Annotated in this window: 20 protein-coding genes; 10 read left to right on the plus strand and 10 right to left on the minus strand. The window is 62.2% G+C overall.

Annotated features, from left to right (window positions below; genetic code table 11):
* Window positions 1-161 precede the first annotated feature (161 nt).
* Together DYL61_RS23550 and DYL61_RS23555 are read right to left on the minus strand one after the other, a co-directional pair.
* Window positions 162-566, minus strand: a complete 405-nt coding sequence (locus DYL61_RS23550; protein ID WP_135310313.1) for a response regulator — start codon at window positions 564-566, stop codon at window positions 162-164.
* Window positions 567-620: 54 nt separating this feature from the next.
* Complete coding sequence (locus DYL61_RS23555; protein WP_135310314.1) at window positions 621-818, minus strand: Flp family type IVb pilin; 198 nt, start codon at window positions 816-818, stop codon at window positions 621-623.
* A gap of 328 nt (window positions 819-1,146) precedes the next feature.
* Here DYL61_RS23555 and cpaB point away from each other — a divergent pair, with 328 nt between their 5' ends.
* From cpaB to DYL61_RS23595, 8 genes are read left to right on the plus strand one after another with little or no spacing between them, the layout of a single operon-like run.
* The gene (cpaB, locus tag DYL61_RS23560; RefSeq protein WP_135310315.1) at window positions 1,147-2,085 is read left to right on the plus strand and encodes a Flp pilus assembly protein CpaB; all 939 of its coding nucleotides are present in this window, start codon (window positions 1,147-1,149) and stop codon (window positions 2,083-2,085) included.
* A gap of 19 nt (window positions 2,086-2,104) precedes the next feature.
* Window positions 2,105-3,322: a type II and III secretion system protein family protein gene (locus tag DYL61_RS23565; protein WP_135310316.1), complete on the plus strand. Its 1,218-nt coding sequence runs from the start codon at window positions 2,105-2,107 to the stop codon at window positions 3,320-3,322.
* Window positions 3,319-4,512 carry a CpaE/TadZ family protein gene (locus DYL61_RS23570; RefSeq protein WP_135310317.1) on the plus strand — a complete coding sequence of 398 codons (1,194 nt, stop codon included), beginning with the start codon at window positions 3,319-3,321 and terminating at the stop codon, window positions 4,510-4,512. Before DYL61_RS23565 ends, DYL61_RS23570 begins: the two co-directional genes overlap by 4 nt.
* Window positions 4,509-5,783 carry a TadA family conjugal transfer-associated ATPase gene (locus tag DYL61_RS23575; protein WP_135310318.1) on the plus strand — a complete coding sequence of 425 codons (1,275 nt, stop codon included), beginning with the start codon at window positions 4,509-4,511 and terminating at the stop codon, window positions 5,781-5,783. The genes DYL61_RS23570 and DYL61_RS23575 overlap by 4 nt, the downstream gene beginning before the upstream one ends.
* 10 nt (window positions 5,784-5,793) lie before the next feature.
* On the plus strand, window positions 5,794-6,675 hold the full coding sequence (locus tag DYL61_RS23580) for a type II secretion system F family protein (RefSeq protein WP_135310319.1): 882 nt from the start codon (window positions 5,794-5,796) through the stop codon (window positions 6,673-6,675).
* Window position 6,676: 1 nt separating this feature from the next.
* Entirely contained in the window at window positions 6,677-7,564 is an 888-nt protein-coding gene (locus DYL61_RS23585; RefSeq protein ID WP_135310320.1) for a type II secretion system F family protein, read from the plus strand.
* Between the two features lie 10 nt (window positions 7,565-7,574).
* Window positions 7,575-8,282: a tetratricopeptide repeat protein gene (locus DYL61_RS23590; RefSeq protein ID WP_135310321.1), complete on the plus strand. Its 708-nt coding sequence runs from the start codon at window positions 7,575-7,577 to the stop codon at window positions 8,280-8,282.
* Between the two features lie 10 nt (window positions 8,283-8,292).
* Window positions 8,293-8,559 (plus strand): DUF3613 domain-containing protein, encoded by a 267-nt coding sequence (locus DYL61_RS23595; RefSeq protein WP_135310322.1) that lies wholly within the window; start codon window positions 8,293-8,295, stop codon window positions 8,557-8,559.
* 15 nt (window positions 8,560-8,574) lie between these two features.
* Here the strand turns inward: DYL61_RS23595 and DYL61_RS23600 are convergent, their stop codons facing one another.
* Both DYL61_RS23600 and DYL61_RS23605 read right to left on the minus strand, forming a co-directional pair.
* Window positions 8,575-9,363 (minus strand): response regulator transcription factor, encoded by a 789-nt coding sequence (locus DYL61_RS23600; RefSeq protein ID WP_105695259.1) that lies wholly within the window; start codon window positions 9,361-9,363, stop codon window positions 8,575-8,577.
* Between the two features lie 126 nt (window positions 9,364-9,489).
* Window positions 9,490-9,939 carry a prepilin peptidase gene (locus tag DYL61_RS23605; RefSeq protein WP_135310323.1) on the minus strand — a complete coding sequence of 150 codons (450 nt, stop codon included), beginning with the start codon at window positions 9,937-9,939 and terminating at the stop codon, window positions 9,490-9,492.
* Between the two features lie 72 nt (window positions 9,940-10,011).
* On the opposite strand from DYL61_RS23605, the gene DYL61_RS23610 reads away from it, so the two are divergent.
* Window positions 10,012-10,455 (plus strand): TadE/TadG family type IV pilus assembly protein, encoded by a 444-nt coding sequence (locus tag DYL61_RS23610; RefSeq protein WP_135310324.1) that lies wholly within the window; start codon window positions 10,012-10,014, stop codon window positions 10,453-10,455.
* Window positions 10,452-13,184: a PAS domain-containing sensor histidine kinase gene (locus tag DYL61_RS23615; protein ID WP_135310325.1), complete on the plus strand. Its 2,733-nt coding sequence runs from the start codon at window positions 10,452-10,454 to the stop codon at window positions 13,182-13,184. Before DYL61_RS23610 ends, DYL61_RS23615 begins: the two co-directional genes overlap by 4 nt.
* Here the strand turns inward: DYL61_RS23615 and DYL61_RS23620 are convergent.
* The 6 genes from DYL61_RS23620 to pbpC form a co-directional block, all read right to left on the minus strand.
* Window positions 13,181-15,121, minus strand: coding sequence for a pilus assembly protein TadG-related protein (locus tag DYL61_RS23620; RefSeq protein ID WP_135310326.1), 1,941 nt, complete (start codon window positions 15,119-15,121; stop codon window positions 13,181-13,183). The genes DYL61_RS23615 and DYL61_RS23620 overlap by 4 nt on opposite strands.
* 200 nt (window positions 15,122-15,321) lie before the next feature.
* Window positions 15,322-15,879, minus strand: a complete 558-nt coding sequence (locus DYL61_RS23625) for a DUF4136 domain-containing protein (RefSeq protein WP_135310327.1) — start codon at window positions 15,877-15,879, stop codon at window positions 15,322-15,324.
* Between the two features lie 45 nt (window positions 15,880-15,924).
* A complete protein-coding gene (locus tag DYL61_RS23630) occupies window positions 15,925-16,527 on the minus strand; it encodes a DUF4136 domain-containing protein (RefSeq protein WP_135310328.1) in 603 nt (200 codons plus the stop codon).
* Window positions 16,528-16,551: 24 nt separating this feature from the next.
* Window positions 16,552-17,301: a methyltransferase gene (locus DYL61_RS23635; RefSeq protein ID WP_135310329.1), complete on the minus strand. Its 750-nt coding sequence runs from the start codon at window positions 17,299-17,301 to the stop codon at window positions 16,552-16,554.
* Window positions 17,294-17,602 carry a MazG-like family protein gene (locus DYL61_RS23640; protein WP_135310330.1) on the minus strand — a complete coding sequence of 103 codons (309 nt, stop codon included), beginning with the start codon at window positions 17,600-17,602 and terminating at the stop codon, window positions 17,294-17,296. The genes DYL61_RS23635 and DYL61_RS23640 overlap by 8 nt, the downstream gene beginning before the upstream one ends.
* A 119-nt stretch (window positions 17,603-17,721) precedes the next feature.
* Window positions 17,722-20,034: a peptidoglycan glycosyltransferase PbpC gene (pbpC, locus tag DYL61_RS23645; RefSeq protein WP_135310331.1), complete on the minus strand. Its 2,313-nt coding sequence runs from the start codon at window positions 20,032-20,034 to the stop codon at window positions 17,722-17,724.
* Between the last annotated feature and the right edge of the window lie 120 nt (window positions 20,035-20,154).

Below are 20,154 nucleotides of genomic sequence, written 5' to 3' on the forward strand. Positions count from 1 at the left end.
GAAAGCCGCTCATCTGCTGTTTCCTTAACTGACAGGCATTAGGGCTTGCCCCGCGCTGGGTGGCGTAGCCGCCCCAAATCCATACACCTCGGTCCAACAGAAATACCGCGGTGCCTGGGTTTAGGGCGGCTGCGCCACCCAGCGCGGGGCAAGCCCGCTCACTACAGTTTGGGGCGTTTGGGGGGGAAGAGGCTGTTGAGGGTGTCGATCAAGCGCGCCAGGTAGATGGGTTTGCGAAACAGGTCGAGTACCTGCAGGCGCAGCATGTCGCTCACGTCGTCCATTTCCGCATGCCCGGACATCACGATCACCGGCAAGTGCTGGCGCTCGGTGTGTTCGCGCAGGCGCTTGATCAAGGAGATACCGCTTTCCTCGGGCATACGCAGGTCGGTGATGATCAGGGCGATATCGGGGTTGAGTGTCAATTCTTGTAGCGCGTCTGTTACAGAGTTGGCGGTAAAGCACACGAATCCCTCGTTTTCGAGGGATTCGGCAAGTTCAATCAGCGCGTCCTCCTCATCATCCACCAATAACAATTGTTGGCGAGTCGAAGAGGATAAGCTCATGGCCGTACCTGGATGAGTGAGCCGTCGTGATGACAACTCTAAGTTGGGTAGACGTCAGGACGCCGTCTGCATTTTGCTGGCAATTGTATTGAAAACCGATGCAATTTTTCCGCCCAGGCCTGTGCCCGCACCGATAATAACCAGTGCCACCAACGCAACGATAATGGCGTACTCAATACCCGAAGCACCGTCTTGGCGTTTGAAAAACAATTGTGTCTGAACATACAACTTCAACATCAGGTCAAGGAACATAAGACTTCTCCCTAAAACGCCACAGGAAGCCGGTACGGCTCTAGCGCGATAGTCGCGGCGTGCCACTAGAGCATTGTCAACAAACCTAGGCCTCACAACTGTAACAACGGATTAATCACAAAGTATTAGTCATAAAGTTGACGCCATAAACCCGCGATCTAAAAGGCACTCTTTTTAGTTCACATAAATTTTTATTCAGTTAATGGCATTTCGTCCTAGCTGAGCTACTTTCAAATAGCCAAATCGTTAGATGTTCATCACAGCCAAGTTGCGAAATAGCTCGTTTGGATTAACGCGCAGGTAGTGCAACGGGAAAGGGAGAGCCGTCATGAACAGTCGCATCAGCATGATCCTGGCCGGCGTGCTGCTTATTGGGGCTTTAATTGCCGGGTATTGGGGGTTGGTGCTGAGCCGTGCGCCCGAACCTGTCGCCGCACCTGTCGTTTCTGCGGTAAACCCCGCTGCCATTGTCGAAGACCAGACCCGTCAACCCGTGGTAGTGCTGGTGCATGACGCCCCTGCTTTCGTGCCGCTGACCGCTGCCGACCTGACGATAGAAAAACTGCACACCGCCCCCGTCGGCAGCCTCACCCAACTCGACCAAGCCATCGGCCGCATGCCGCAGCGCACCCTGAGCGCCGGCAGCTGGCTCACCGAAGACAGTTTCAACGCCGGCGGCCCGCTGGCCCGCATGATTCGCCCGGACGAGCGTGCGCTGGCTGTGGCGATCGACGAAGTGTCCGGCGCCAACGGCCAACTGAACCCTGGCGACTACGTGGATGTGCTGCTGTTCCTGCGGCGGGACGAGAGCAACGAAGAACAGTCCGCACAAGTTGTGCTGCCGGCCATGCGCCTGCTCAGCGTCGGCGACCAACTGGGCCTGGCCAACGATGGCAAACCCGCCGTGCCGCCGCCGGTCACGCCAGAAGAACGGGCCCAGGCCGCGCAACGCAAAGCCGCCGCACGCACCGTCGTATTGGCGGTGCCCGAACCTTTATTGAGCCGCCTGATGCTTGCGGCGCAGGCCGGCGTGTTGCGCCTGGCCGTGCGCAGTGCCGATGAGCAACTGCTCAGCCGCTATTGGGCGGGTGACAGCGATTCACCGCAGAAACTCGAAAGCGCCAACCGCGACCTTTACCAGTTCGCCCAACTGGCCCTGCTCGGCCCACCGAAAAGGGTGGCCCAGGCCAGTGGCGGCGGTGAGCGCCCCGTGCGCCGGGGGGTTGAAGTGATACGCGGCGCCCAGGTTACTGAACAAACTCCCTGATTGAGCAAGGATGCCTTGAATGAGCCATCGCTACGCCCCTCTGTTCGCGCAATTGGCCTGGAGCCTGATGCTGTCGAGCCTGCCGGTCGGCATGGCCTTGGCTGCACCGGGCAACTGCAGTGCCCTGGGGCAACTGCCGGCCGTGGTCGAGGTCGGTGAAGGCCTGCAACAGGAGCTGCAATCGCCCGTGGCGATCACTCGCCTGGCGATTGGCGACCCGAAAATCGCCGATGTTCGGGTCAACGGTGATCGCAATTTCCTGCTGACCGGTGTCTCCAGCGGCGCCACCAGCCTGATGGTGTGGACCGCCTGCGCCAGCACGCCGCGCCAGAGCATGGTATTCGTCAAGGGCAAGGCCACCTCGGCGCTGACCAGCCTGTCCCTGTCACCGTCGGAAGATCCCACGCTGCCCAGCCAAGTGCAGACCGATATCCGTTTTGTGGAAGTCAGCCGTACCAAACTCAAAGAGGCCAGCACCAAGTTCCTGGGCATTGGTGACAACTTCTTCCTCGGCAGCCGCAACCTGCTGTCGCCTTCGGAAGGCGTCTTCAAACTGCCGGTGAGCACCGACAGCTTCAACATCGGGTTTGGTGGTGGCCGGGTCAAAGCGATGATCAACGCCCTGGAAAGCAGCGGCTTTGCGTATACCCTGGCGCGCCCGAGCCTGGTGGCCATGAGCGGCCAAAGCGCGACATTCCTGGCGGGCGGCGAAGTGCCGGTACCGGTCCCCAGTTCCGGCAGCGACACCATCTCGATTGAATACAAAGAGTTCGGTATTCGCCTGACCCTCACGCCGACCGTGATCGACCGTAACCGCATCGCCCTCAAAGTAGCGCCGGAAGTCAGCGACCTGGACTACAGCAACGCGGTGGTGATTTCCGGCATCCAGGTGCCGGCCCTGACCGTACGCCGCACCGACACCAGCGTGTCCCTGGCCGATGGCGAAAGTTTTGTGATCAGCGGCCTGATCAGCACAACCAACCGCTCCACCATCAGCAAATTCCCCGGCTTGGGCGATATCCCGATCCTGGGGGCATTTTTCCGCGACTCCAATGTCAACCGGGAAGAGAAGGAGTTGCTGATGATCGTCACGCCGCACCTGGTGCAGCCGCTGGCCGCCAACGCCCAGTTGCCTTCATTGCCCGGCGAAAAACTGCGCAACTTCGACCCGAACTGGTACCGCATGTTCTTCCTCGAAAACGGTAATTTCGACCGTCGCAGTGGACTTTCCCAATGAGCGATAGCCTGAGCCAGACGTTTCTGGCAATCACGCGCAACACCACCGACCTGGAATGGCTCCAGGGCGCCCTCGCGCCCCTGGGCCAAGTAGTCAGCGCCGGCACCGGCAATCTGGATGAACTGCTGGCGCTGGCGGACGTCACCTTCGCCAACATCGTGTTCGTCGGCCTGGACCGTGAAAACGTGGTGGCCCAAAGCGCGTTGATCGAAGGCGCACTGGAAGCCAAGCCGATGCTCGCGGTGGTTGCCCTGGGCGATGGCATGGACAACCAGCTCGTGCTGAACGCCATGCGCGCCGGCGCCCGGGATTTCGTCGCCTATGGTTCGCGCTCCAGTGAAGTGGCGGGCCTGGTACGACGCTTGAGCAAGCGCCTGCCGCCGGTGACCAGCAATGCCCATCTGGGCGGCCTGACCGTCCTGTTTGGCACCCAGAGCAACGCCGACGGCGCGATGCTCGCGACGCACCTGGCGCTGGTGGTGCAAAAGAGCGGCCAGCAAACCCTGCTGCTGGACCTGGGCCTGCCACGCAGTGACAGCCTGGCCCTGCTGGGACTGGAAAGTACGTTCAACTTCGGCGATGCCTTGCGCCATTTGCGCCGCCTCGACAGCACCTTGATCAACAGCGCCTTCACCACCGCCCTCGATGGCCTGCGCATCCTGGCCTACGCCACCGGCGACGAACCGCTCAAACTCACTAGCGCCGCCGAACTGTTCATGCTGCTCAGTGCGCTGCGCCAGCACTTCCAGCACATCGTCGTGAACATTACCGGGCAGCCGGACAGCGAAGCGCTGCGCACCTTTGTCAGCCATTGCGACAAACTGCTGTGGTGCACCGACCAGAGCGTGCTGGACTGCCGGCGCAACCTGGCGATACTCAACCGCTGGCGTGACAAGGGCATGAAGCTCGAGCACGCCAAACTGGTGGTAGACCGCTATATCAAGTCCTGCGCCCCCGACACCGAAGCCCTGGAAAAAACCTTCGGCCTCGAATGCGTCGCCGTATTGCCCTTGAGCGCCGAATTGCGCCTGAACGTGAAAAACCAGGGCCAGACCCTGTTCGCGCTGGCCCCGCGCGAACCGCTGACCCAAGCCGTGCGCACCCTGGGTGAACGCTTGGCAAAACGCTCCGAGGGCATGGAGAAACCCTCCATGCGCTGGTTTGAACGCCTACTGGGGTCGGGACGATGAGCAGCGAAAAACTCTTCGGCGGCCCGGCCCGCAGCGCCAACAACGCCGAGGCCGACCACGCCGGCCTGAAACTGGTGCTGCATCGCTACATCATCGATGCCATTGAGGAGTCGGGTAAAAACCTGCTGGAAGGCACGCGGCAGATCCTCGCGCAATTTGTCGTCGACAAGGTTTCCGAGTACATCACGCGCATGCGCCTGGCGATCTCGCGCTATGAAATGGAGCGCCTCGCCGAAGAGATCGTCGATGAACTCACGGGGTTTGGCCCACTGGAAGTGTTGCTGCGCGACACCGCCGTGACCGAGATCCTGGTCAACGGCCCGCACCGGGTGTTTATCGAGCGTGACGGCCTGCTGCACCAGAGTGACTTGCGCTTTATCGACGACCACCACGTGGAGCGTGTGATGCAACGCATCCTCGCGCCGTTGGGTCGGCGCCTGGATGAGTCGTCGCCCATGGTGGATGCGCGCTTGCCCGATGGCAGTCGGGTCAACGCGATCATCCCGCCGATCGCCCTGGATGGCCCCTGCCTGTCGATTCGGAAATTCCGCAAGGACATGCTCAAAAGCACTGACCTGGTAGCCATGCAGACCATCGACCAGAACATCTTCGAGTTCTTCCAGGAGGCCGTGGGCAAGCGCTGCAACATCCTGATCAGCGGCGGTACCGGCACCGGCAAGACCACGCTGCTGAATATTCTCAGCCAACTGATCAACCCCCACGAGCGCCTGGTGACCATCGAAGACGTCGCCGAATTGCAATTGGGCCACCCCCACGTGGTACGCCTGGAAACCCGCCCGCCGAATGCCGAGGGCCATGGTGAAGTGCGCTCCAGCGACCTGATCCGCAACGCCCTGCGGATGCGCCCGGACCGCATCATCCTCGGGGAGATCCGTGGCGTCGAAGTGCTCGACGTGATGACCGCCATGAACACCGGCCACGACGGTTCCATGAGTACCGTACACGCCAACAACGCCCAGGACGCCCTGCTGCGCCTGGAGACCCTGGTGGGCCTGACCGGCCGCGTGATCGCTGAAAAAACCCTGCGCCAGATGATCTGCGCCGCCCTGGACGTGGTGATCCAGTTGACGCGCATGCCCGATGGCCGACGTTGCGTAAGCGAAGTGGTGGAAGTGGTCGGCGTGCGCGATGACGTGTACGTGACCAACACCCTGTTCCGCCTGGACCGGCGTACCGGCTTCGGCTTCCTGCGCGAAGCCGTCAACCCGGCCGGCGACAAACTGCGCCGCGAATCGGCCTTGCCGTTATAGGGAGCGTCTGATGACCGGACCGGTGTTGATGCTCGTGTGCCTGCTGCTGATCGGTCTGTCGTTCTGGCTGTTCCAGAGCGGCTTGCGCAAGGCCCAGGTCGATCGCGTGCTGGAGCGCCTGGGTGATGGCCAACCCGCAGAACAGGAAGCCAACACCGCCTGGACCGGTCTTGAACGCATGTTCCTGCGCGCCGGGCTGGGCAAACCTACCGAGCGCCTGGGCCTGTGGCTGAGCGGTTGGATCATTGGCGTGTTGCTCGGCTGGCTGATCGCCGATGGGTTGGGCCTGGTGTTGATGCTGGTGGCGCCGCCGCTGCTACTGCGCATGTACATCAGTTGGCGTTACCAACGCCGGGTGCATCGTATGGTCGAGCAACTGCCGCAGTTGCTTGACCATAGCGTGCGCAGCCTCAAGTCCGGTCGCACGCTGGCTGACGCGGTGCTGGGTGGAATCGAAAGCGTCGAGAACCCACTCAAGGACGCCATGGGCCGGGTGCAGCGCAACGTGCGCATGGGCGTCAGCCTGCCGGAGTCGGCCAGCGACTTCGCCGAGTTCTATGAGCGCGACGAGTTTCGGTTGTTCGCCCTGGGCTTGAAGGTCAACCACCGCTACGGCGGTAACGCCAGCGAGCTGCTGGAAAACCTGATCAAGATGATTCGCGAGCGCGAACAGGGCGCCCGCCAACTCAAGGCCATGACCGGCGAAACGCGCATGACCGCCTACGTACTGGGCGGGTTGCCGATCCTGATGGTGGGCTACTTCATCATGGTCAACCCGGGTTACTTGATGAACATGTGGAACGACGACACCGGGCGCATCATGCTGTTCGTCGCACTGGGCATGGACCTCGCGGGCCTGTTCACCATGTGGCGCATGCTGAGGAGTATCTGAGATGTTGCTCCTGGCCAGTGTGATGATGTTGCTCGCCGTTGCGGTATTGGTGGCTGGCCAACTGCTCGACAACCGCCGCCGCGAGCGCCGGGTTTCGGACCGCCTGCAAGGGCAGATGGGCGGTGACGCCAAGCTCGGCACGCTGATGCGCCAACTGGGCGCCAGCAGTCTGGCCCAGCGCTCGGTCAGCCTGGACAACGAGACCCAGATCCTGCTTAACCGCATCGGCTGGCGCAAGGCCGGTCAGCGTTCATTGTTCGCCGCCTTTCAGATCGGCACGCCCTTTGTGGTCATGGGCCTGACCATCGTCGTCCAGGAGATCTTTTTCCATGACTTCCAACCGGCCTGGGTCGCCCCCGTCGCAGCGTTGGGCATTGGTTATCTGCTGCCTAAACGGGTGTTGGCGGCGGCGGCCAAAAAGCGCCAGGAGCGCATTGCCAAGGAGATTGCTACATTCATTCCATTGCTACGCATTCTGTTCGAATCGGGCATGGCGGTGGAGCAGTCACTGCGCGTGCTGGGCAACGACGCCCAGCGCCTGCTGCCGCACCTGACCTTTGAGCTGCGCGCGATCCTGGCGCGGGTCGACTCCGGCCTGGAGTTGGGGGAAGAGTTGGGCAAGACCGCGCGCTTGCTGGAAGTGGATGAATTCACCGACACCTGCATCATCCTCCAGCAATTGATCCAGCAAGGCGGTGGCGCCATGAAGTCACTGCTGGCCCTCAAGCAATTGCTCGATGACCGCCGCCTCACGGGCTTGCAGGAGTACATCTCGAAAATGTCAGCCAAGATGTCCGTGGTGATGATGGTGTTTCTGTTTCCCGCTTTGCTGATTGTGCTCGGGGGGCCGGCGTTTATCGGCATTGCCCGGGCCCTGAAAAACTTTTGAGGAGCGCCTGATGAAACCATTGATTGCCGCCCTGGCCCTGCTGATGCTCGGCGGCTGTGCCTCCACGGGTCAGTCGCCCTGGGCGTCACTGGGCTCTGGCAGTTGCAGCAAACCGAGTTCGGACCAGGAACTGGCGCTGAACCTGGCCGATGACATGGCCAACGAAGGCAAGCTGCACGCCAGCCTGGCCAACCTGCAAAACCTGCCCGACACCCTGCCCCAAGTGCGCCAGCGCAAGGCCCGCGCCTATCGCCTGCTGGGGCGCAGTGAGGCGGAGCCGTTGTACCGCAGTTTGATCGGCACCTGCATGGCGGCCGCCGGTGAACACGGCCTGGGCCAATTGGCAGCGGCCAGGGGTGATAACGCCCTGGCGCTCACGCACATGCAGCGGGCGGCGCAGCTGGCACCCACCGACGACAAGATCCGCAATGACCTGGGGGTGGTTTACCTCAACCAACTGCGCCTGGAAGACGCGCGCTTTGAGTTCATGACCGCCATCGAACTCAAGCAGGGCGACCCACTGGCGGGCGTCAACCTGGTGACCTTGCTGATCTACCAGGATGACTGGGGGCAAGCGGCCAAGGTGGTCAGCCAGTTGAATCTCAGCCCCGAGCAAGTCAACGAGGCCCAGGCCCGCGCCCGGCAACTCAAGGGTCCAAGCGTCAAGGCGCGCAAAGTAGCAACGGTCAGCGATACGCTGCCGGTGCTGATCAAGTAAGGAGACGTCGATGAAAGCCTATTGCGTTATCTGCCTGGCACTGCTGCCGCTGGCAGCGTCGGCCATTGAGCCGGGACCTTCATCCCCGCAACAGGCCGAAACGGAAAACTGGATGGCGTTACAGCTCAACGGCCGTGCGGCCTCGACAAACCCGCAAAAAACCAGCGCCGCCGAACGGGAACAGGCACTTAAACGCTGGCTGGACAGCAACAAGTACCCGATTCCGGAATATTACAAATCGGAATCGGGCGGCGGGTCAGGCGGCGGCAGTAAATAACTTCAGTAAATAACGTCAGTGGGCAGTTACCCGCTGACGCATGGCCGAATTGCTCGGCGACAAGGCCAATGCCAATTGGGTGCGGTTGTGCATGTGGGTCAGGCGCAGCACCTGGGACACGTACAGCTTGACCGTGTTCTCGGTGATCCCCAGCTCACAGGCAATCTGGTAGTTGGTCTGGCCCTTGCCCACCAACCGTGCGACGTCGAGCTGACGGGGCGACAGTTGATTGAAGATGCTTGGTATTTCCAAGGGGCCTGCGTCTTCGCCGGCCAGGTCGCTATCGTCCGCGACACCGGCGCCCGGGCTACGGCGCACTTTGTCGAGGTCTTGGTAGAGATCGTTGATGGACTCGGAGAGGTATTGCAGCTTCTGGTTCAGGTGGCCCAGTTGCAATTCTTTCTGGCGTTCTTCCAACGCCGCTTCCTGGCGCTGCAGGCCTTCGAGCAGTTCATCGAGGTTGATGGGTTTTTGGTAGTAATCCGAGATCCCCGCGCGCAGGGCCTTGATCACGTCCTGCTTGTCGGCACGCCCGGTGAGCATGATGGCTTCAAACGCTCGCTGTTTGCCGGCCACCTTTTGCATGGCCTGGACCAGCTCGATGCCGTCCATGTCCGGCATATGCAGGTCGCACAGCACCAGGCCAATCTCGGCGTCGTCGGTAAAGCGTTGCAGCGCCTGACGGCTGGATCCGCACGGGACGCAGCGATAGCCGCTACCTTCGAGAAATTCGCAAAGTTCTTCAACGATCAACGGCTGGTCGTCGACGACAAGTACTTTTACTGCTGAGGTGAGCTTGTTCACGCGCTACTCCATGCCTGGCAAGCCAAATGGTTGACCTATCCCTTCTGACGAAAAATCCTACACACATACTCAATAAACCTAGCCCTACTTTCCGACTATGTACATAGCAGTAGAGGGGCCGTGCGACTAATGGATCCAAAGCCAGTACAACGCAAATCCTGTCAATACAAACGGAGCAAAAGGCTGCTTTCTTGACGTTTTTTCGCCCACTGCGGCAGGACGTGCGCTAAGCCATTGACTGATAAGCAGCCAGGCGCCTTGCGCCACCGCAGCACCGATCAGCGACCACAATAAATAGTCCACATCGGTTGCCAGTGCCAAGGCGGCGAGCAATTTCACATCCCCCGCGCCAAAGCGCCCCAGCGCGTAGCCCGGCAGGGTCAACAGCAACGCCAACGCAAACGCCCATCCACCCTGCGCAGCGCTCGCCCCCAACCAGGTAACGCCCATCCACGACAGGTAGAGCAACGCCAACAGCGCGGCACCCAGGGTCAAGCTATTGGCGATTTGCCGCTGGCGAATATCCTGTACCGCACAAAGCCCCAGCCAGATCACGATGACTGCACTTTGGATCACGTAAAAAACATCCCTTTTCGCCGAATGATTCTATGCTGATATCAAGTAGTAGCCGTCAGGGTAGACGCAGTCATGAAAACAAGCCTCCCTAGAAAGCAAAAAGGTGCGGCGGCGATTGAATTCGCCCTGGTGTTCGGCATTTTTTTTGCCGTGTTCTACGGGTTGATCAGTTACAGCCTACCCTTGCTGATGCTGCAGTCGTTCAATCAGGCGGCTGCGGAAGCCGTGCGCCAGGCCATGTCGGTGGACCCGGTGACAGCGGGAACGGCCTACTCCAACCAGGTCACTCAACGGGCAAAAGATGCCGCAGCCGCGCAATTGACGTGGATCCCTGCCAGCTTCCAATTTCAGTCCTCGTATATTGTTGCCACTTATGTCGGCACCACGCTGACCGTCACGATCACTTACCCCTCCAGTAACCTCTACGCGGTATTCCCGGCCTTGGTGATTCCAGGCATCGGCACCGTACCGAACCTGCCGACCACCCTTGCCGCCCGTTCGAGTATTCAGTTTTGACGGCGGGGGATAACGTGTTCGGGCGCCTGCTCGGCCGCGCTGGTTCCGTGCCACTGGAGGCGCCCGCCACGCCCGCGTTCGGCCTATGGATGCAGTTGGATCAGCAAGGCCGTGTGCTGGACATCAGCAGTGCCTTGCGCGCCCAGCTGGCGGTGCGCTTCGGCGATACGCCCTCGCCGTCCCTGCGCGACCTGCTGTGCGCCAGCAGCGCCCTGAGTGCCGAAGGCAACCCGGTCGACTGGCAGCGCCACAGCCTGGACCTGGATTTCCAGGGCCCCGCCGGCCAAGTCCTGCATACCCGCGGCTGGATCGAGCGCGACCGTGAGGGCTGGACCTTGCGCCTGCTGGACGTTGGCGACTTGCTCGCCGGCCGCCAGTTGGCCGAGCATCGCGAGCAAAATCACCAACTGGCCAGCCAGATGAGTGAAGAGCTGCAAGTGTGCAGCCTGGCCCGCCTGCCCGAGGTCTTCAACGAGCAACTGCGCAGCCTGTCCCAGCGTTGGCATATCCCCTGTGTGGCCCTGGCCTTGCTGGACGAAGAGGACCAGGGCTGGCGCATCTACAGCCAATACAGCGCCCACGATGCCCCGGCCCTGTGGCAAACCGGGCAGCGCCTCGGCACTCGCCTGGACAGTGCCAATGGCAATGCGCCCGTCAGCGTGTCGGGTTCCCAAGGACGCCATGACAACCCGCGCCTGCACAGCGTATTTGGCGATGCCGACGGGTTTCTGGTGCCTTACCGTGATGCTCAAGGGATCGTGGCCTGGTTGCTCTGTGGTTTCTTCAAGGGCCAGTCACAGACCAGCGAGCGCGATTGGCTCCACCTCACGGCCGCCCTCGCCGCCCCTTTGCTCGGTCGCCTGCGCGAACAACGCAACCAACAGCAACTGGAACGGGTGGAGGCGTTGCAAGGCCTGCTCGGCACCGGCTGGTGGGAGTTGCTGCCCGCGACCCAGGAAATCCAGCTGGCCCCGCAGCTGCTGCACAGCCTGGGCCAGGAGGATGGCGCAGCACGCCAGCCGCTGAACCTTTGGCTGGAGTTGATCCACCCCGCCGACCGCCAGGAACTCAACAGCCGCCTGCACGACCTGCAAGCCCTGGGCAAACCCTTGCTTACCAGCGTGCGCCTGCAACGCACTGACGCCGAGCAAAATCCGCTTTGGTATCGGGTTCAAGGCCTGGCCCTGGGGACTGGCGATAACCGCCGCTGGATCGGCTTCATGCTCGACATCAGCGATATCAAGAACCAACAACTGCAAGCCGCCGCCGCCCATGCGCGGCTGGACAACCTGATCGCCAGCTCGCCGGCGGTGATTTATGTTCAGCGCTACGTCAACGGCGCGCTGCACCCGGCGTTCTTCAGTGACAGCCTGACGCCGCTGATGGGCTGGACCCTGGCCGAGTGCACTCACGACAACCTCGCGGCGTTGATCCATCCCGACGACCGCGACCTTTACTTTGAACGCACCCGCCAACTGCTGCGCGAAGGCAGCGTACGCAGCCGCTATCGCGTGCGCGACAAACAGGGCAGCTACCACTGGCTGCTGGACGAAGCCAAGTTGCTGCGCGATGACCTTGGCCTGCCAATAGAAGCCGTCGGCCTATGGCTGGATGTGACCGAAGCGACTCTGGCCGCCGAACACGTCAAACAGAGCGAAGAGCGCTACCGCATCCTGGTGGAGGACTCCCCGGCGATGATCTGTCGCTACCGCCCGGACCTGACCCTGACCTTCGGCAACACGCCGCTGGCCAATTACCTGGAATGCCTGCCGGCGCAATTGCCTGGCTTGAACCTGGGCCAATGGCTGTCGGACGAACAGCGCCAGGCGTTTGTGCAGCGTATCCAGCGGCTGACCCCGGAATTCCCGGTGAGCACCGCCGAAATCAGCCTGCAACTGCCCGGCCGCGAACACGCCTGGTGGGTGTGGTCGGACCGTGGCGTGTTCGACGAGCAAGGCATTTTGCTGGAAGTGCAGGCCGTGGGCCGCGACAACACCGAGGTGCGCCGCTCCCAGCAACAACTGACCCAGAGCGCCAAGATGGCCACCCTGGGCGAGATGGCCACCGGCCTGGCCCACGAGATCAACCAGCCACTGAACGTGATGCGCATGGCCGTCGTCAATGTGCTCAAGCGCCTGAGCAACGGTGACGCACAGATCGACTACCTCACCGAAAAACTCCAACGCATCGACGCCCAGGTCCAGCGCGCGGCGCGGGTGGTGGACCATATGCGCGTGTTCGGGCGCCGTTCGGAAATCGAACAACAGCCCTTCGATCCGGCCCAGGCGATAGAAGGCTCGCTGTCACTGCTCAGCGAGGGCCTGCGTGGCAAGGGCGTGGAGGTCAGCGTCACCCCGCCGGCCTTTGCCGTGCAGGTCAATGGCTATGTCGACCAACTGGAACAAGTGCTGATCAACCTGATGGTCAACGCCCGCGATGCCCTGCTGAGCAAGCGCGACAAACACCCCGACTTCCAACCGTGGATCGCCCTGCACTGCGAACACGACAGCCGCCACGTACGCATTCTGGTGGAGGACAACGGCGGCGGCATCGACCCGCGCCTGCTGGAGCGGATCTTCGAACCGTTCTTCACCACCAAGCCCATTGGCGTGGGCACCGGGCTCGGGCTGTCGGTGAGCTACGGGATTGTGGAAAACATGGGCGGGCGCCTGAGCGTGGTCAACGGCGAACACGGCGCACGGTTTTGTGTGGAACTGCCGATTATTTAGATCACCAGGTAGGCGCGGCCCATGTGGCAGGTGAGGTTGGCGCCGACTTCGGCGCCGCCGAGGGTAATGCCCAGAGCCTTGAGCAGCGTGTTGAGAATAGGGTCGAGGATTGGCGAAAGCAGGCTCTGGATCGCGCCCACCAGCGTGTTGGTAATTGTCGTCAACAGCCCTGCCACGCCGGCCAGCGCACCGCTTGAAACAGACCCACTGGGCGGCGCATAGGTAACTTGCAGGCCAGTGAGCGTGCCACTCAGGCTGGCAACGAGGTTGGTCGAGCCCAGGGTTTGGTAGGTCGGCGGCTGGTTCATCTCCGCCACCGGCATGTAGTACAGCGCACCGGATTGCGAGCCAATGGTGGATTGGGCCTTCAATAACAACCCGCCGCCCTTGCCGGCGACACGCGTTCCGCAGAGGACCAACAGCACACAATGCCGGGAGCCAATGTCGATCAGCCGTATGGGTTGCACGGCCACGGGCGCCGACGAGGAAAATGCGGTGGTCTTGTCAATATCGCCGACCGTCAGCGTGGCCAGGGCGGTGGTGGCTTGCACGGTTAGGGACTTCGTTGCCGTGCTGGCGCAGGAAAAATCGCTCACATAGCTTTGCGCGCCTCCTGCCTCGATCAAAATATCCAGCCTGCTTGCCAGCTCGATATCAGTGGTATCACACACTACTGCGCATAAAACCGAGTTGATCACGCCCCCCAGGTTCAGGTTGAGCAGATTACTGACGATGCCCGTCACCGGAGTCGTGATACTGGTGACCGCAGAAGCCAGCGCCGATACGGTGTTCAGCACCGGCAAGTCGATGGAGATCAGCGTCCTGACCTGGGCCGTGCGCACGAAAATCTGATCGACCTTGGGCGTTTGGGTCAAACCGACCTTCGCTTTGTAGGGGTTGCCAATGGCCGACAGCTGGGGGGCCTCGATCACCTTGGTCTGGATCGACACATTGCCCAAGCCCAGAAGATTGATCTGCATCGCCGCACTCACCGCCCCCTTGCTATTGGACAGCTGCGCCACGCCTTGCAACAAGCCGAACAACTGCACATTGGTATTCAGAGCCGCTGCGGGCGTGCCGGTAGCGACCTTCAACAAATCCCCCACCGTTAAGAGCTGAGTGTTGGGTGCAATGGCCTGTATCGACAGCGCATCAGTGACCACGCTGACCGCCGCACCGTTGTTTTGCAGCACCTTCACTGTGGCATCAATCAATTGGCTGGCCGACACGGCCGTCTTCAATAAGGCGTCGTAATCGCCGGCCTGAACGTGTAATTGCAGCGCCAGTTGGTCCAGGTAGCTGAGCAGGTTCACGTTGGTTCCGAGCAGCCCGTTATAACCGGCGGCGGTAATCGAAAGGCTGCCGCCAAGAAGCCCGCCAAGGGTGGCATTGAGCAGGGGTGATTTGGTTGAGTCGACCGTCGCCAGATTACTGCGAATCGTCAACTGCGCCACCGGCGGCGCAAAGGCGGCAACGGCGGTAGCCGTCAGGTTGGTCTGCATCGAGATGGCCGCACCGGTGAACAGGTTCCAGATGCCGCTGGCGATGCCGGTCGGCACGCCGCGTGTGGCGATCACGCGAATGGCGTCGCTTTTAGTGGGGTCGGCGGTAAACACGCGGATATTGCTGGCGTTGGTCGCCAGTGAACCGCACGCCACGGCCAGGCCACGGGTGCTGTCGCCGGCGACCACGGTGAAGCCGTTGCGCGTGGCGTTTTGAACGGCATAGTCATTGGCGGTAGTGCTGGGCGTGCACACCCCGCCCCGGCTGGCGGCTTCCAGTGCCGAAGAGTCTGCGATGGATTGTAATTTGCGCTTCTCGAGGTACAGGCGACCGCTGTCCACCGCCAGAAACATAAAGACCAAGGCCAATGCCAAGGTTGCGGTGGCCATCAAGCCAATTGCACCGCGCTGCCTGGAACGAAGTCGGGGAGACATCGAGCACTCCTTTAGCGCTTACTCTCCGTAGGTGCTTTGGAGTGTAGACAAGGCTTGGCGGAGACGACGAATTTGTGCGCGCCGCGAGACAAATGTGGGAGGGGGCTTGCCCCCGATGGCGGTGTGTCAGAAATAAATGTTCTGACTGACACTCAGCCATCGGGGGCAAGCCCCCTCCCACAAGGGTTATGCAGTGGTTTTTAGTGCGGTGGATAGGTTGAGAGAATGTGCGTGATCGTCGTGCGAATCGCATTACTGCGATCCTGCGGGTTCGGCGTGCTGCTCATCATCTGCTCGTCACTGCCGCGCCACACCAGTTTGCCGTCCTTGCCGTCGAGCAGGTCGATCTGGATGGTCGCCACCTTGTAGGTGATGTTGCGGGTTTCGTTGTACATCGGCCCGCCCCAGTAGCCATTCCATGGGCCGCCCCAGGCGCCGCCGTAGTTGGTGGTGACTTGTTGCTGGCGGTCTTCGACGATCAGATAGGCCTGTACGTTGAGGTCGGCCTTGGTGCCGGCGGCGGCAGGACGCAGGCCGCGTTGATCGAGTTGCTCGCCCACCGCCTGGCGGATGCGTTGTTCGGTGAGGTCGCTCTTGATGCGTGGATCATCCGGGCGGTATTGCAGCGCTGGCTCTTTCCAGGCCCAGTTGCGGTAGGCGCCGAAGTCTCGGCTGGCGTCAAAATCGTGGTTGACCTGGCTGGTCTGGCAACCGCCCAGCAGCACTACAAACGCAAGAGTCGCGATACGACGAAACATGATGGTTCTCCAAATAGCGAACGGCGCTGGAAATGAGAATAGCGGTTAACTGGGTGGATAGGCGGCCATGGCTTTTTGCACGGCCTGGCGCAAGGCATCGGCGCGCTCGCTGAGGCTGCCGTTGCTGGCGGTTTCGGCGCTGGTGCTCCACACCGGCTGGCCGCTGCGGGCGTCGAACAGGTTGACGCGCACCACGGCCACCGTCACTTCATAGGTGCGCACCACCGGTACGGAGTTGTACATGCCGTAACCATTGCCATAGCGGTTGTAGCCGCCGTAACCGTAGCCGTAATCATCCTGGACCTGCCTGAGGCGCTTCTCCAGGCGCACATCGGCGCTCACCAGCAGGTCCGGCGGACGGTTGTCGTGCAGGGGGCGCAGGCCGCGCTGGTCAAGGGCGCCGCTGACGGCTTCGGCAATCTGTGCCGAATCGGCCCACGCCGAACCCGCCGGCAGTTGGCCGTTGCGCCAGGCCCAATTGCGGTACGCGCCGTAGTCGCGCACCGGCGCAGGATAGGCGCTGGCATCAAAGGTATTCGCCGCCTGGGCCGGAGCCGGCGGGATCGGGGCCGAGGCGGCCACGTAGGGATTGGGGCTGGAACACGCCCCCAACCCGAGGGACAACAGGATCAAACAGAGACGACGCATTTCGACCTCCGCAGACTGGGCCGCTTAAACCGGACGGCAGATCCAGTGCAAATAACGCCCAAGTCCGGCAAAGCTTGGGTGACGACGGTGAGCGAGTTCCATCTCCAACAAGTCCTGTAAATCGGCGCGGGCCTGGAATTCCACCGGCATGTAGTCGTGGAACACCCGCACGCCACTTTGGCTTTCGACCTGCCAAAGGCCTTCGAGTTGCGCCGCCAGTTCCCGCGGGTCCAGGGGCTGTTGCGGCGTAAGGCTCTGTTTCTCGCCGGCCATGTCGTTCTTGCGCATTTTGCGGAAGTGGCCTTTGAGCAAATTGCGGTAGATCAACGCATCGCGGTTGTAGAACGCCAGCGACAACCAGCCGCCGGGCGCCGTGAGCTGGTGCAACACCGGCAGGATCCCATGGGGCTCGGCCAGCCATTCCAGCACGGCGTGGCACAGCACCAGATCGTAAGGTTCGGTGAGTTGGCCGAGCAGGTCTTGCCACGGCGCGTGGATAAACGTCGCGGTCTGCCCGGCGTCAGCGAAGCGTTGGCGTGCGCCTTCGAGCATCGGCTCGGCGGGTTCGGCCAGAGTCACTTGATGGCCTTGCTCGGCCAGCCACAGCGACATATGCCCCAGCCCCGCGCCGATATCCAGCACCCGCAAGGGACGCTGCGGCAATGCTTCGGTCAGGTCGGCCTGGAGCACCGCCAGGCGAATCGCGCCTTTGGCACCGCCGTAGATCTTCTCGGCAAAGCGCGTGGCCAGTTGGTCGAAATGACGGTCACTCATGGGCAAACCGCCGTTCGCTGTCGTCCAGTTTGGCGCGCACCACCTCGTTCATGTCCAGGCCCAGCTCACTGCACAGCAACAACAGGTACAGCACGATATCGCCGACTTCCTGCCCGGCGTGGGCGAGTTTGTCAGCCGGCAACTGGCGGGATTGGTCTTCGGTGAGCCATTGGAAGATTTCCACCAACTCGGCCATTTCCACGCTGGCGGCCATGGCCAGGTTTTTCGGGCTGTGAAACTGCTTCCAGTCGTTGTTATCGCGGATGCGGTGCAGGCGTTCGGTGAGGTGTTCGAGGTTCATGTAGGGGGCTCCTGAAGGTGAGTAGCTTCAGGGGGATTGTCATCGGGGGCAAGCCCCCTCCCACATTTTGAATGTATTCACAAATCAAGGGTGGGAGGGGGCTTGCCCCCGATGGCTATTCAGTCAACGACGCTGAACTCAAGCCTTGCTGTCTGCCCAGCCTCATCCAACACACTCAACTGATACCGCCCCAACCGCTCAAAACCGGCATTGATAAACTCCTGGTTGGCACTGTCCCCCAACGGCGCCCCATTCAGAAACCACCAACGCCGTCCGCTGCCGCCAAGCGCAGAGAGCTTCAGACGCAGGGCTTGTTGACTGCCCGCCGGCAACCGCAGCTGATCCCCTTCGCGCACCCCGACAATCGACAGCGGCGAGGACGCCGCCAATGCCGGCGGCGGACAATCGGGATCAGCCGCCGGAATACGCGCCTCTCGCCGCTCAATCCTGGGCAACCACGGTTCCAGCGGCGCAGGCCACAGCGCGATATTTTTGGCGACCGCCCCAGAACAACGGGCATCCACCCGCAACCCCTTGGCATTCACCCAGACGCTCTCCATCAACCCCACGCTCAACGGCTGATCCAACGCCTGCAAGGTCGGCGGCGTGGTGTTGTCCATCGTCCAGGCAAAGCGCTGGCGGCGGCAATTGGGGTCGGTGCGGCTCATGGGCTGGCCCAGCGGCCAACAGATTGCGGCCACGCCGACATTGGCCGGTACGGGCTTGACCGGCGCGCTGATGCCGCGCTGGCTGTCGCGGTTGGTCAGCACGTCGTGCACCTGCAACATCAGCGGTGCTGCCGACGCCAGGCCGAACTGACCGGGTACGGGTGTGCCGTCCGGACGGCCAATCCACACGCCGATCAAATAACGTGGCCCCACGCCAATCGCCCAGGCATCACGAAAGCCATAGCTGGTGCCGGTTTTCCAGGCCAGCACCGGGCGCTGTACCAGTTCGGCACGCGGATCGCGGTCGGGGCGCGCCTGGCCACTGAGGATACGCCGCACAATCCAGGCCGCCCCCGGTGACAACATTGGTCGCTCCCGCAGCACGTCGTCCGGTTGCAGACGGATCGTCGCGCTCTTGCCGTCACGGGCGAAGGCGCTGTAGCCGCTGACCAAGTCTTCCAGACGACTGCCGGCGCCGCCGAGGATCAGCGCCAGGTTGGGCTCGGCCAGCGCGGGCAATGCCAAGGGCACGCCCCCGATGCGCATCTGCGCGGCAAAGCGCTTGGGCCCGTAGGCTTCCAGCAACTGCACCGCCGGCAGGTTCAGCGAACTGGACAGTGCGGTACTCGCCGGCACCGCGCCGGTAAAGCCCATGGAGAAATTGCCCGGCCGGTAATCGCCGTAACGCCGGGGCACGTCCTGCAACAGGGATTCGGAATGGATCAAGCCTTCGTCCAACGCCATGCCATAGAGGAACGGTTTTAAGGTGGAACCTGGCGAACGCAGCGCGCTGATCATGTCCACATGACCAAAGCGCTTGGCGTCGTTGATGTCCACCGAGCCGAGGTAGGCGCGCACGGCCATGGTCTCCTCCTCCACCACCAGGATAGCGGCGGAGGTGTGTTCCGGCAGGCGTGCACGCCAGCCCAGCAGCAGGTCTTCAAGCCGGCGTTGCAGGGTGGCATCCAGGGTGGTGCGGATCAGCGGCGGGCTGTCGGGGCGGTTCAGGCGGCGCGCGAGCAAGGGCGCCAGGCTCGGTTCAAGGCGCGGGGCAAGCAGCAAAGGCTCTTCCAGGGCTTCATCGACAGCGGCTTGCGGCCACACCTGGAACTCGGCGAGGCGGCGCAGCACTTTGTCGCGGGCGTCCTGGGCACGTTGGGGGTGCCGGTCGGGCCGCAGGCGGCTGGGGGCCTGGGGCAACACGGCGAGCAAGGCGGCTTCGGCGTGGGTCAGTTGGGCCGGGGATTTGCCCAGGTACGCCCAACTGGCGGCGGCCACACCCTGCAAGGTGCCGCCGAAGGGCGCGCGGTTCAGGTAAAGGGTGAGGATCTCGTCCTTGGACAGGTGCCACTCCAACTGCGCGGTACGCCATAACTGGCGCAACTTGCCGTGAAACGTGCGCGAATGCGGATCCAGCAGGCGCGCCACCTGCATCGACAAGGTGCTGCCGCCCGACACCACCCGTGCGCCGGTGAGGTTCTGCCAGGTGGCCCGCACCAGGGCCAGCGGGTTGACGCCGGGGTGTTGATAGAACCAGCGGTCTTCGTAGGTCAGCAGCGCGTCGAGGTAATACGGCGAGACTTCACGGGTTTGCACCGGGTAGCGCCAGACGCCGTTGGCGTCGGCGAAGCGCCATAGCGGCGTGCCGTCTTCGGCCAGGACGACGCGGGCAAGGTCGTCCTGGGGCAAAGGCAGCGGCCAGATGCGATCGGCCAGCCAGAGCAGCGCTGTGACCAACAGCACAACACCCAACGCCCAACGCAATAATAAATGTGAGAGGGGGCTTGCCCCCGATGGCGGTGGATCAGTCAAATCGCCACTCACTGACCCACCGCCATCGGGGGCAAGCCCCCTCCCACATTGGATTGTGCACGGCTGTCATTA

Source organism: Pseudomonas nabeulensis, from assembly GCF_004682045.1.
Lineage (GTDB): Bacteria > Pseudomonadota > Gammaproteobacteria > Pseudomonadales > Pseudomonadaceae > Aquipseudomonas > Aquipseudomonas nabeulensis.